The organism is Qipengyuania rhodophyticola (assembly GCF_042493225.1).
Classification (GTDB): domain Bacteria; phylum Pseudomonadota; class Alphaproteobacteria; order Sphingomonadales; family Sphingomonadaceae; genus Erythrobacter.
In genome coordinates this window covers 2,980,010-2,992,999 of record NZ_CP170454.1, presented here as the reverse complement: position 1 = coordinate 2,992,999, position 12,990 = coordinate 2,980,010, and the positions used below count along the sequence as shown (strand labels likewise).

Sequence of the window (12,990 nt, the reverse complement as noted above, 5' to 3'; positions counted from 1 at the left end):
ACCTAATCGCGGAGCAGATCGTTAATTCCGGTCTTAGCGCGCGTCTGCGCATCCACCGTCTTGACGATCACTGCGCAGGCAAGTGAGGGGCCGCCATCGGGATCAGGCAGTGTGCCTGGCACAACAACGGAATATGGCGGCACTTCGCCGCGAGTGATCTCGCCAGTCGCACGGTTCACGATCTTGGTCGATTGCGTGATGAAAACGCCCATCGCAATCACGCAGCCTTCGCCAACGATAACCCCTTCAACCACCTCTGAACGCGCGCCGATAAAGCAATTGTCGCCAATGATTGTGGGGTTCGCCTGCATGGGTTCCAGAACGCCGCCAATGCCAGTTCCTGCCGAGATATGGCAATTCTTGCCGATTTGAGCACAGCTGCCGATGGAGCCCCAGGTGTCGACCATTGTGCCTTCGCCAACGTAAGCGCCGATGTTAACAAAGCTTGGCATCAGCACACAGCCGGGCGCTATATAAGCACCTTGCCGCGCGATCGCGCCCGGAACCACCCGAAAGCCAGCCTCTGCAAAGCGCGCCTCATCCCATCCGTCGAACTTGCTGGGCACTTTGTCGTAGGCTGGATGGCCTGCGCTACCACCCTCTATCACTATGTTTTCATTGAGGCGGAATGACAGCAGGACCGCTTTTTTGAGCCATTGATTGACCGTCCAGCCACCTTGACCGTCAGGCTCCGCGACGCGACCCTCGCCGCTATCGAGCATGGCCAGAGCCTGATCGATATCGGCGCGAACCTCGGCGCTTTGCGGAGTTACATTAGCACGGTTTTCCCAAGCCTGTTCAATACGGGTTGCGAGATCGGCTGACATATCTTCTCCAATTTGGATGGTGTTTTCATTTTCGAAAGTTAGCCGGTCAGTTAAGGCGTGAGACGATGTGCCGCAAGGGACGTCGGACAGGTGCCATGGCAAGTTTTGCTTGGCGCTGTCGGAGATTGAGTGGGTTCTAGATTTTGAAAGCGCTCTGAGTAAGCGCGGCTAGAACGTGCGAGCTACGGGTTAATATGTGATTTTGTTAACCCTACGGCCAGATTCGGGCGGTATCCCTAAGTTATCTCATGCGCAGGACTAATGTTGATGAAGTTTAAGGATACGTCGCCCCTAAAGTTTGTAACGGCGACAGCGATGCTGGCTCTCTTGTCTGCATGTGGCGGCGGTGGCGGCGGTGCGCCGCCAGCGAGCACACCGGCACCCCCTCCTGTCACAACACCTGCGCCAACTCCCTCACCTTCGCCAACACCTCCTCCGCCTAACACACCGCCGACCCCGCCAACCGTAAGCTTGTTTGATACGAGCGAATTTCGCATGTCCGACGGCCCGGATCAGCATGGCGCGATTACCGCATGGGAAGATGGAGCGACCGGGCAGGGACAAACGATTGCTATAATCGACACCGGTATTGATCAGGATAGCCCAGAATTTGCGGGACGTATTCACGCCGATTCCCAAGATGTCGCTGGCAATCGGGGATTTGATGCTGAAGATGACCACGGCACTAACGTAGCCTTGATCGCAGCGGGCGGACGCAACGACACTGGCGTTTTGGGCATTGCGTTCAATTCCGAACTATTGGTTTTGCGCGCAGACAGCCCCGGCTCCTGCGGCGCTGATACGCCTGAGAACACTGATCTCGGGTGCAGTTTCTTCGATCGTGATATCGCGCGAGGGATCGATCAGGCCGTCACATCGGGTGCGCGTGTCGTCAACATTAGCTTGGGCGGCGGCGGAGCCTCACAGAGCGTATTGGACGCGGTAGGCCGCGCAGCAGACGCTGGCGTGGTGATACTGGTTGCTGCTGGCAATGGCGGTGATGGCTCGGAGGCTGGTGTTGATCCGAACCAGCCCAACGTATTCGCATCGCAAATCCGCCAAGCGGGCAATGGCAATGTCATCATTGTTGGCTCGCATGATGAGAACCGCGCATTCTCAGATTTCAGCCAGCAGGCAGGCGATGAGGCGGACTCATTCCTTACTGCGCGGGGCGAGCGGGTTTGCTGCGTTTATGAAGATGGCGAGGTGTTTATCGGTCAGGATGCGCAAGGCGCATTCCGTCTCGTCTTTTCCGGTACCAGCTTTGCCACCCCGCAAGTGGCTGGCGCGGTTGCTTTGTTGGCGCAGCAATTCCCGAATTTAACTGGACAAGAGATAGTCTCAATCCTGCTGGATAGCGCGCAAGATGCGGGAGCAAGCGGCACCGATACGACATTCGGGCGCGGCATCCTTGATATCGCTGCGGCTTTTGCACCTGCCGGTACGACCACGCTTGCGGGTAGCACCTCTGTGCTGCGTGTCGGCGCGAGCACGGGCATCGGTTCGGCTGCCATGGGCGATGCGCTAAGCGGTGCGACTGGTGTGCAGGGCATTGTCCTCGATAAATATGACCGGGCGTTCCAGCTCGATATCGCAGCTGGCCTGCGCGGCGCGCAGATACAACCCCGCCTGCAAAACGCGCTGAGCACGCAAACACGCCGAGTGGCTTTGCAGGATGATGGCGTGTCCCTCGCTTTTTCGATTTCGGATGTCGGGACGCAGGCAGACACTGTTTGGACCCGCCAGCTACAACTGACGCCTGAGCAAGTGGACGGCGCGCGGGTGCTGGCTGCGCGGTTGGCTGCGCGTATTTCGCCTAACACCCAGGTTGGCTTTGCACTGCGTGAAAGCGCACATGGGCTGGCGGGGCAATTACAAGGCGCATCGCGCCCTGCTTTCCTGATTGCGCGGGATGCCTCGGGTGATACCGGCTTTTCCCGCAACAGTGACGCGGCCTTTGCACTGCGCCGTCAAATTGCTGGCTTTGGCCTGACCGCGACAGCAGAGGCTGGCGAAATTTGGCTGGGGAATAACCGGCAGGAGTTCCAATTGCGCTCCGCGAGCCGCGAACAATATCCATTTCAGAGCTTCACGATTGCCGCTGACCGCCGGATTGGCCCGATTGAAGCGATTCTTGGCGTGAGCCTATTGCAAGAAGACCGCACCGTACTGGGTGGGTTCTTCCACGAGAGCCTTGGTGTAAACGGCGCTAACACGATCTTCCTAGATGCGCAGGCTGGTCTTGCCTTAGCGAGCAATTGGCGATTGGGTGCATCTTGGCGGCAAGGATATACGCGCCCAGATCGCAGCGGTCTGGTGACCGATGGCTCGCATTTTCAAAGCAACGCATGGTCAATGGATCTCGCGCGCTACAACCTCCTCAAACAGGGCGACACGCTGGGTCTGCGCGTGTCTCAGCCGCTGCGGGTGAGCAGCGGCGGGCTTAACCTCAACCTGCCGGTTGCTTTCGATAATTTCACCGAGACCGCTCAGTTTGATACGCGGCGCATTTCGCTTGCGCCGACGGGGCGCGAAGTGATCAGTGAGATGAGCTGGCGCGGTCCGCTATGGGCTGGTCAGGCAAGTGCCAGTGTCTATTACCGCACCGAGCCGGGGCATTATGCGGCTGCGCCAAATGATGCAGGTGTAGCAGTAAGCTGGAGCAAGGGCTTTTAGGCCCACGCCAGAAAACCCCGCGCCCTAATCCGGCATCCCCGCCGCTTTTGCGAATGCATAGGCTTGCTGCACGAGCGGGGTCACACGGTCGCTCATCTTCTTGGCATGAGCCGATGAGGCAGTGCCATCAATCACGCGTTTCTTAATGCCTTGAATGATCCCAGCCAGTCTGAACAGATTATAAGCGAAGTACCACTCCATTGGCGGCACGGGATAGCCGGTACGCGCAACATAGCGTTCCACAGCTTCCTGCACGCTCGGAATGCCTAAAGCTTCGACATCAAGCCCGCCTAGGCCCGCGCGGCCATCAGCCGGGTTAAACCAATTGAGCATCAGATAGCTGAAGTCAGCAATCGGATCGCCCAGCGTCGATAGCTCCCAATCAAGCACGGCGATGATGCGGTTCTCGTCCTTGTGAAAGATCACATTGTCGAGCCGGTAGTCGCCGTGGACAATGCCGCTGGCGTGTTGCGGCGGGATGGTTTCAGGGAGCCACTCAATCAGCCGGTCCATTTCCGGTATCGTCTCGGTCTCAGAGAGCTTGTACTGTTTGCTCCAGCGACTGATCTGGCGCGCGCAATAATCCTCTGACTTGCCGAAATCACTCAGGCCAATTTCAGCAGGCTTGCTCAGATGCAGATCGGCCATCGTGTCGATCAGTGAGTGGTAGATTTCCTTGCGTTCGTCTGGTGTGCTGTTTGGTAGGGCGCCGTTCCACAAAGAGCGACCATCGGCCATGCTCATCACGAAGAACATAGAGCCAAGAACATCCGCATCTTCGCATAGGCCATAGGTGCGCGGAACGGGAAATCCGGTGGGATAGAGGCCGGTCATTGCCTTGTATTCGCGGTCAACGGCATGGGCGCTTGGGAGCAATTTGCCAAAGGGTTGTCGCCGCAAGACGTAAGACGTTGTTGGCGTGTCGATCCGATATGTCGGGTTCGATTGCCCGCCTTTGAATTTCGAATAGCTGATCGGGCCTTCAAAGCCCTCCACATTTGCCTCGAACCATGCGGTCAGTTTTGCGAGATCCAGCTGGTCGGCCTCAGGCACTTCGACCGTGCCAACCATCTCTTTTTCATAGTCAATTGCGTTGCTTGTTTCTTCTGGCATTATTCGAACACCACCACACTGCGCGCGGAGTGCCCTTCGCGCATTTTGTCAAACCCTGCATTGATCTCTTCAAGGCCAATTCGCTCGGCGATGATCGTGTCGAGATCGAGTAGGCCGCGCATATAGAAATCAACAAGGCGCGGAAGATCCACGGGGAATTGGTTTTCGCCCATAATCGCGCCTTGCAATTTCTTGCCGCTGAGCAAGTCCATCGCGCCAAGTCCGACTTTGCAATCGAGTGGCATCATGCCGAGGATGATAGCGGTGCCGCCGCGCCGCAAAGACGCAACCGCCAGATCTGCTGAAGCCTGACGGCCAACCGCTTCAATCGCATAATGCACGCCGCCGCCAGTCATTTTGATGATCTGCTTGGCTGCATCCTCCGCGAGTGCATCAATCGTATGCGTCGCGCCAAGCACTTTGGCGAGCGCGCGTTTCTCCTCCAGCGGATCAGCGGCAATTACCATGCCTGCACCGGCAATCTTCGCGGCGTTAATCGCGGCAAGGCCAACCCCGCCGCAGCCAACCACAACCACCGTCTCACCCGGAGTAATGTTGGCCGCATTGAAGATCGTGCCCGCACCTGTTGTGACTGCGCAGCCAATTACGGCGGCCCGGTCGAGCGGCATATCCTTGTCGATCGAAACACATGCGTTTTCGTGGATCAGCATCTGCTCGCTGAAAGCAGAAAGGTTGAGCATCTGATTGACCAGCTCGCCTCCATTGCGGGTGATGCGAGCAGCGTCACCCTTGCCCCGGCGTGTGTTTGCCCCGAGGCAAAGCGCCATGCGGCCCGTCACGCAAAACTCGCATTGACCGCAAAAGGCGCTGAGGCAGGAAACCACGTGATCGCCTACGGCAACGGAGCGCACTTCGCTCCCCACCGCGCGGACAACGCCCGCCGCCTCGTGTCCGGGTACCGCCGGCAAGGCATGCGGGTAAGCGCCGTCAATGAAGTGCAGATCGGAATGACATAGGCCGCAAGCCTTAGTGTCGATCAGCACTTCATGCGGAGCTGGATCGGCGAGTTCAACCTCGCCAATGACCAACCCATTGCCGGGTTGCTCAAGAATTGCAGCCTTAGCCATCGCAGCCTCCCTTTAGCGTGTCGCACCCATATCGCCGGAGCTGAAGCTGTCAGTCCCGGTCGCCATGCCATGCCCGTCGCCGCGCAGCGCATTGGCAGTTGGGCCAGCCTCAGGCTGGTGCTTGCCGATTTCCATCCGCGCGATGGAGCGTGCGTGTACTTCGTCCGGACCATCAGCCAAACGCAGCGTGCGCTGATGCGCATATGCTTGAGCAAGGCCGTAATCTTCTGAGACACCGCCGCCGCCATGCGCCTGAATCGCGTCATCAATAATGCGTAGAGCCATATTCGGCGCCTGCACCTTGATCATGGCGATTTCCTGCTTGGCCGATTTGTTGCCGACCTTGTCCATCATGTCAGCCGCTTTGAGGCACAGCAGGCGGGTCATGTCGATATCAATGCGGGCGCGCGCAACACGTTCTTCCCAGACGGAATGCTTGTAAATCGGTTTTCCAAATGCCTCGCGCTCCTGAATGCGCTTGCACATCTTCTCCAGTGCTTCCTCCGCAACGCCAATGGTGCGCATGCAGTGGTGGATACGGCCAGGCCCGAGGCGCCCTTGCGCGATCTCAAACCCGCGCCCTTCGCCCAGCAACATGTTCGTAACTGGAATGCGAACGTCCTTCATTTCCACTTCCATGTGGCCGTGCGGCGCGTCGTCGTATCCGAAGACGGGCAAGTGGCGGATGATGTTTACGCCGGGCGTATCAATCGCCATCAGCACCATGCTTTGCTGGGCATGGCGTTTTGCCTCGAAGTCGGTCTTGCCCATGACAATCGCGACTTTACAACGTGGATCGCCAAGGCCCGACGACCACCATTTACGGCCATTGATGACATATTCATCACCGTCCCGCTCGATGCGGGTTTCGATGTTCGTCGCATCGGAAGAGGCGGTGTAAGGCTCCGTCATCAGGAAGGCAGAGCGGATTTCGCCATTCATCAGAGGGGTCAGCCACTGATCTTTCTGCTCGCGCGTGCCGTAGCGGTGGAACACTTCCATATTGCCCGTGTCCGGCGCAGAGCAGTTGAACACTTCTGAGGCAAAGCCGATGCGGCCCATTTCTTCTGCGCACAGAGCATATTCGAGATTGGTCAGGCCGGGGCCTTCAAATTCATAAGTCTCGTCGACATGGTGATGGCCGTCATTGCGCGGCGGCATGAACAGGTTCCAAATGCCCTGATCTTTCGCCTTGGCTTTGAGGTCTTCAACAACTTGAATGACTTTCCAGCGATCGCCCTCGGCGTCCTGTGCCTTGTATGTCGCGACGGCTGGGCGAACATCACTCTCGATGAAATTGCGCACACGGTCGCGCCAATATTGCTGCCGTTCGGTTGGTTCAAAATCCATGAGAGTGTTCTCCTATCTGTCCGTATTCTGATTCTGTTGCCACGTGATTGGCAGAGCCGAGCGGCTGCGCCAACCGTTGATTTGTCGTCATGCGGTGCGGGCTAGCCCGGCTTGCTTGCTGATGCAGCGGCCTCTGCTCCGAGTGCCGCGAGCCGTGCCTCGTGATCGGCGCGGTTGATGGGAAAGCGCCCAAGCCAGTAAGCTGCGACTAGCGCAAGGAAACCCGACCCAATACCGAAATAGATGATTATGTCAGTGATCACTGTTTGCGGCACTGTGCCCGGTTCGGCATCTTGAGAAAGCTGCGAAAGCGAGATGATCTGGCCGGTAATGAAGATACCAAAACCCGTCGCGCATTTCTGAACCAGCCAATTGCCTGAGTAGAAAGAACCCTCTGCACGGCGGCCAGTGCGCTCCTGAAATGCTTCGACAATCTCAGCGATCATGGAGCTGGCTGAAATCATGACTACCACGGCCAATGCGTTTCCAAAGACCAGGAACGCGTAAAACAGCGCATGCGATTTCAGAGTCCCCACTTGCGGCCAAAACCCGCCAAGGAGTAATAGATAGGGCGTAAAGAGAATGGCAAACGAGCCGATTGAGGCGATCTGCGCACTCCTGGGCTTCCCAAGTTTCTTATGCATCGGACCGACGATGAAGAACATCAAAATGACCGATACGAACAGCACGATTGGATATGCCGTAAGTGCGCCGCGATCAAATTGCCAGACGAACACATTGACGTAATTCGAGATTGAGAAACTCATCCCCTGCGCAACGTAAGCAGCAAGCCCGCCCGCAGCGAAGATAAGGAACGCCTTTTCACTGAATGCCTCAATGATCTCGCTAAAAGCGCCTTTGATACTGAACGGAGGTGGTTTTTGGCGTGGCAGGTGCGCGACCAGCTTGTGCTGACCTAGTGCCGAACCAAGTACAGAAACGGCCATCAAAATGGCGCCGAATATACCAAATCCGACGTAGCCATCGCGCTGCAACAAGCCCTCAGGACCCGGCATGAAAACGGTATAAGCAAGCAGCATCATCGTGATGCCGCCGCACCAGCCAAACAGATAGCGATAGCGGAATAAGGTGGTACGCTCGTCATAATCCGAGGTAATTTCGGGCAGCAGTGAGACAGACGGGACCTCGCATGCCGACAGCAGGATCCGCACGACAATGGCGATGCCTAGCAGGCCAAGGAAGGTCGGGGCCTCCCCGCCGGGCGGCGTCCACATGAGCACCCATGCAAACGCTAGCGGGACGGGCGCAGCGTAAAGCCAAGGCAGGCGGCGTCCCCAGCGCGTATATGTGCGGTCAGACAGGTTTCCGAGGATTGGGTCGACGACCGCATCGACCAGCAGTGCGATGAGCAGAGCGAGGCTGACGAGCCCGGCATCCATGCCCAGAACCTGGTTGTAAAACAACAGTAGGAAGAAGCTAAAGCCGGTGTCTTTTACACCGAAAGCAACTGCGCCGAAGCCATGGATAAGTTTGAGCTTTTGCGGAATTTTCCCTTGGACAAAGCTCATTGCACGCCGCCATCACTCGCTTGCGCGGTTTCTTCCATCTGGCGCAAAGCCTCGAACATGTCGGGCTCTTCCTCATCCCAGCTATAACGCGGGCCAAGGGTGAGGCCGCCATCGACAATGATTGACGTGCCATTGACGAAACCAGCTGCTTCGCTGGCAAGATAAGCTGCTGCCTCGGCGATGTCGGATGGCTGCCCGCCGCGCTTTACTGGCTGAGCATTGCTGCTCATTTGCGCGATGACGCCTTTGGCCATGTCTTTCGCCTCATCCGGGATTTCCAGCGAGGAGGTGAAAATGTTGGTATTGATAAAGCCGGGCTGGATCGCGTTCACGCGGATATTGTGCTTGGCGAGGTCTGCCGCCGCCATTTTGGTGAGGTGGAGCACGCCTGCCTTGCCGACCGCGTAAGTGGTGGGTGAGTATCCCGGGCCAACCGCTGCAACGCTTGAGATGTTGACCACACTTGCGCCTGGGCGGCCTTTCATATGCGGGACCGCGTAGCGAATGCCAAATGCGACTGAGCGCAGCAGCAAGTCCATTGTGCGATCCCAATCGGCAGGCTCAATCTCATCAATTGGTTCGCGCGCGCCGCCTGCACCCGCATTGTTCAGCACCACATCAATGCCGCCAGTTTCGTTTGCTGCGCGGTCCATCAGTTCCTTGATGCTGGCCGGGTCGCACACATCGCAATGCTGAAAACGAATGGACCCGTCGGAGTTATCGGCCAGCGCCTTGCCGCCAGCCTCGTCAATATCAGACGCGTAAACAATCGCGCCTTCGCTCGAAAACAGCTTGGCCGCCTCGGCTCCAATACCGGACGCGGCGCCAGTGATGATGACCGTCTTCTGCGAGAATCGCATGCCAGCTCTCTCCCTATTTCTCTCACCCCAAGCTTACGGGAGTTGCACTTTGCGTCAACGTAAACCGGTTGACGCTACGGCATAGTAGCGGAGCGTAGTTATGCTTGCAGGCGGGGGGCGAATCGCTTTACGTTGGCGTCAACTTCAGATGCCTTTGAGGAGAGTCGGCACATGTCTGATATCAACGCTGATCTTGAAACATTCCGCCAAGAGACCCGCGCATGGCTTGAGGCCAATTGCCCGCCCGAAATGCGTGAGCCTGTCCGTGATGATGGTGATGTCTATTGGGGCGGGCGAAACGCGACCTTCAAAAACGATGCGCAAAAGACCTGGTTCGAGGCGTGCCGTGACAAGGGCTATACCGTGCCTGCATGGCCAAAGGAATATGGCGGTGCGGGCCTTGATCCAGCTCAGGCCAAAGTGCTGCGTCAGGAAATGAGCCGTATTGGAGCGCGCACGCCGCTCTCCAGCTTCGGCATTTGGATGCTTGGCCCCGCGCTGCTGCATTTCGGCACGGAGGGTCAGAAGAAGCGCTTCCTCAACGAAATCGCGCGCGGCGAGATCCGCTGGTGCCAGGGTTATTCAGAGCCGGGCAGCGGATCTGATCTCGTTTCCATGCAGACTTTTGGCGAAGACAAGGGCGATCACTGGGTCGTCAATGGTCAGAAAGTCTGGACGTCCTATGCCGACCAAGCCGACTGGATTTTCTGCCTCGTCCGCACGGATAAGGAAGACAAATATCGCGGCATCACCTTCATGCTGTTCGACATGGAAAGCCAAGGCGCGAGCACGAAACCGATCCTGCTGATTAGCGGGAATTCGCCCTTCTGCGAGACTTTCTTTGACGATGTGTCCGTGCCAAAATCTTACGGCGAAGATTGCCCCGGCTATGTTGGCGAGATCAATCGCGGCTGGGATGTCGCGAAATATCTGCTCGGCCACGAACGTGAGATGATCTCGGGCGCGGACGGCGGCAATACCGGCACAATCGGCGGCGCGATGAAACGCAATGCTGGCGAGCTTGACCCGATGCTGCGGGCCGAGCTGGCGATGTTTGATGTGGACGCGCTTGCCTACGGTGCAATGGGCGAGAAGTTCCTTGATGAGATCAAGGTCGGAAAAGCGCACCCGGCTCAGCCGAACATGATGAAATATGCAGGGACCGAGCTTAACAAGCGTCGTCACGAGCTTGTCATGAGCGCTGGCGGCTCGCGCAATCTCGAATGGGAGAGCGAGGAGACCAGCGGTGGTAAGCCATCGCGCAATTGGCTGCGGACAAAGGCGAATTCCATCGAAGGTGGTACCAGCGAAGTGATGCTCAACGTCATTTCCAAGCGCATTCTCGACTTACCCGGCGCCTGACGCGCCGCGACACATCGAAGCGCCGCCCAGCCAATACGCACTGGGCGGCTCATCCTACTTTCTGACGAGAGGAACCGGCTCAATGCCACTCTATCACAATGAAGATCAGGCGATGCTCGCCGACAGCGCCAGCCAGTTCATGGCCGAAGAAGGCAATATCGCAAAACAACTGCGCCATTGGCGCGACCGCGATTGCCCGGATGGATTTGGTCACGCTCTGTGGAAGCAGTTTGGCGAAATGGGCTTTACCGGCATTCTCGTTGACGAGGAAGATGGCGGCCTTGGCATGGGCAATGTCGAGGCAGGCATTGTGCTGGAAGAGATCGGCCGCAACCTTACGCCGTCGCCGTTCCTGACCAGCTCTGTGCTCGCTGCGAGCGCTCTGAAGCATGGCAGTAATGAGGTGCGTGGACGCTACCTGCCGGGTCTTATCTCCGGTGACAGCGTGTTTGCCGTCGCGATTGACGAGGGGGCAAAACACCGCCCAGAGCGCATTGAGACCAAGGCCGAGAAATCTGGCAACGGCTTTAAACTGTCAGGCCAGAAGGATTTCGTGATCCAGGGCGCAAGCGCGGATATGCTGGTGGTTGCCGCTCGCACCTCAGGCTCTGCCGAGGATGCAGATGGAATTACGCTCTTCGCGGTTCCCAAAGACGCGGCTAATATGTCTCACGATTCCGTGCGGCTGGTTGACAGCTCCATGGCCACCCACACCAAGTTTGACGGTGTTGAGCTGGATGGGGACGCGGTAATCGGCGAAGTCGATGGCGGGCGCGAGGTCCTCAACGCCATGCTGCTCGCGGGCCGTGTCGGTTCAGCTGCGGAAGGCGTCGGCGTGGCGCGCGGGGCAATGGATATGACCGTCGATTACCTCAAACAGCGCAAGCAATTCGGCAAGCTGATTGGCGAGTTTCAGGCACTGCAGCACCGCGCATCGCATCTCTATTCTGAAGTTGAGATTTCCCGCGCGGTTGCAATCAAGGCGGCACAATTGCTCGATGGGGGGAGTGAGAAAGCTGATCTGATGGCGTCGGTCGCCAAAGCCAAGGTGTCAAAAACCGCTGGCCTTGCGGTTCGCGAAGGCGTGCAAATGCACGGCGGTATCGGCATGACGGATGAATATGACATCGGCCTCTATATGAAGCGCGACCGTGCACTCGCTGAATTCCTGGGCGATGCCTATTACCACGCCAACCGCGTTGCTGAACTCAGCGGCTACTGATCCGGAGACGAATGATGATGAATTTGAAAGATCTTTTCGGCCTTGAGGGACGCGTCGCGCTTGTCACCGGCGGATCGCGCGGCATTGGCAAGATGATTGTCGAGGGTTTACTCGAGGCCGGCTGCGCGCGTGTCTACATCGTCGCTCGCAAGAAAGAGCAGGTTGATGAAACGGCGGCTGAATTGGGTGACAAAGTCATCGGCATGGTGGGCGATCTTAGCCAGATGGACGGGATCCAACAGCTCGCGGATGAGCTTGCCTCGCGTGAGGAAAAGCTTGATCTGCTTGTCAACAACGCTGGCGCCGCCTGGGGCGAGCCGTTTGAGAAGTTCACCGAGGCGGGATGGGACCGCACGATGGACCTCAATGTCAAAACGCCGTTCTTCCTGACGCAGAAACTGACCCCGCTCCTTAAGGCTGCGGGTACGCCGGAGCGTCCGGCAAAGGTTCTGATGATCGCCAGCATCGACGGTATGAAGTCGAACCCATGGCCGACTTATCCCTATCAGGCCTCTAAAGCTGGCCTCATTCACCTGACACGCCGGATGGCGGCCGAGCTGATTGGGCACAACATTGTTGTGAACGGCATAGGCCCCGGCGCATTCCCAAGCGCGATGAACAAGGCCGCACGCGACAATGAGGAGCTGGTCAAACGCGGCATTCCATCGCGCCGCGTCGGCGTGACCGAAGATATGGCGGGCGGCGCGATTTACCTGCTCAGCCGCGCTGGCGATTATGTGGTGGGCACTACGCTGGCCATTGATGGCGGCGTGGTGAACGCGAACATCGGTGCAGGTAATTTCGTCGATCCGTCAGGCGGTTAGCCGAAGTTCTAGCCTTTTTTGAGGAAATTTGTGGCGATTTAGGTCCTGCGGTGCGTAACCATTTCGCCCTGCTGCATGTATTAGTCATTGGGAGAGCGCCGCAAGAGGCTCGCTCCCAATGGTCTGAACGTCGCACGCG

At 57.8% G+C, this 12,990-nt stretch carries 10 protein-coding genes; 4 read left to right on the top strand and 6 right to left on the bottom strand.

Going from position 1 to position 12,990, the window contains the following annotated elements:
* Positions 1-2: 2 nt before the first annotated feature.
* The gene (dapD, locus tag ACFCXQ_RS14200; protein ID WP_379551696.1) at positions 3-827 is read right to left on the bottom strand and encodes a 2,3,4,5-tetrahydropyridine-2,6-dicarboxylate N-succinyltransferase; all 825 of its coding nucleotides are present in this window, start codon (positions 825-827) and stop codon (positions 3-5) included.
* Between the two features lie 267 nt (positions 828-1,094).
* On the opposite strand from dapD, the gene ACFCXQ_RS14195 reads away from it, so the two are divergent.
* Complete coding sequence (locus ACFCXQ_RS14195; RefSeq protein WP_379551694.1) at positions 1,095-3,503, top strand: S8 family peptidase; 2,409 nt, start codon at positions 1,095-1,097, stop codon at positions 3,501-3,503.
* A 24-nt stretch (positions 3,504-3,527) separates the two neighbouring features.
* On the opposite strand, the gene ACFCXQ_RS14190 is transcribed toward ACFCXQ_RS14195, so the two are convergent.
* The 5 genes from ACFCXQ_RS14190 to ACFCXQ_RS14170 all read right to left on the bottom strand — a co-directional run bounded on the left by ACFCXQ_RS14190 (position 3,528) and on the right by ACFCXQ_RS14170 (position 9,443).
* A complete protein-coding gene (locus tag ACFCXQ_RS14190; protein ID WP_379551692.1) occupies positions 3,528-4,616 on the bottom strand; it encodes a phosphotransferase family protein in 1,089 nt (362 codons plus the stop codon).
* Positions 4,616-5,704, bottom strand: a complete 1,089-nt coding sequence (locus ACFCXQ_RS14185; protein WP_379551690.1) for a Zn-dependent alcohol dehydrogenase — start codon at positions 5,702-5,704, stop codon at positions 4,616-4,618. Before ACFCXQ_RS14185 ends, ACFCXQ_RS14190 begins: the two co-directional genes overlap by 1 nt.
* Before the next feature lie 12 nt (positions 5,705-5,716).
* Complete coding sequence (locus tag ACFCXQ_RS14180) at positions 5,717-7,054, bottom strand: acyl-CoA dehydrogenase family protein (RefSeq protein ID WP_379551688.1); 1,338 nt, start codon at positions 7,052-7,054, stop codon at positions 5,717-5,719.
* A gap of 101 nt (positions 7,055-7,155) precedes the next feature.
* Positions 7,156-8,583, bottom strand: coding sequence for an MFS transporter (locus ACFCXQ_RS14175; RefSeq protein WP_379551686.1), 1,428 nt, complete (start codon positions 8,581-8,583; stop codon positions 7,156-7,158).
* Positions 8,580-9,443, bottom strand: a complete 864-nt coding sequence (locus ACFCXQ_RS14170; protein ID WP_379551684.1) for an SDR family NAD(P)-dependent oxidoreductase — start codon at positions 9,441-9,443, stop codon at positions 8,580-8,582. Before ACFCXQ_RS14170 ends, ACFCXQ_RS14175 begins: the two co-directional genes overlap by 4 nt.
* A 171-nt stretch (positions 9,444-9,614) precedes the next feature.
* Between ACFCXQ_RS14170 and ACFCXQ_RS14165 the strand changes: the two genes are divergently transcribed.
* The 3 genes from ACFCXQ_RS14165 to ACFCXQ_RS14155 all read left to right on the top strand — a co-directional run bounded on the left by ACFCXQ_RS14165 (position 9,615) and on the right by ACFCXQ_RS14155 (position 12,851).
* Positions 9,615-10,805, top strand: a complete 1,191-nt coding sequence (locus tag ACFCXQ_RS14165) for an acyl-CoA dehydrogenase family protein (protein ID WP_379551682.1) — start codon at positions 9,615-9,617, stop codon at positions 10,803-10,805.
* Positions 10,806-10,887: 82 nt separating this feature from the next.
* Positions 10,888-12,027 (top strand): acyl-CoA dehydrogenase family protein, encoded by a 1,140-nt coding sequence (locus tag ACFCXQ_RS14160; protein WP_379551681.1) that lies wholly within the window; start codon positions 10,888-10,890, stop codon positions 12,025-12,027.
* A gap of 17 nt (positions 12,028-12,044) precedes the next feature.
* On the top strand, positions 12,045-12,851 hold the full coding sequence (locus tag ACFCXQ_RS14155) for an SDR family NAD(P)-dependent oxidoreductase (RefSeq protein WP_379554680.1): 807 nt from the start codon (positions 12,045-12,047) through the stop codon (positions 12,849-12,851).
* The last annotated feature ends 139 nt before the right edge of the window (positions 12,852-12,990 follow it).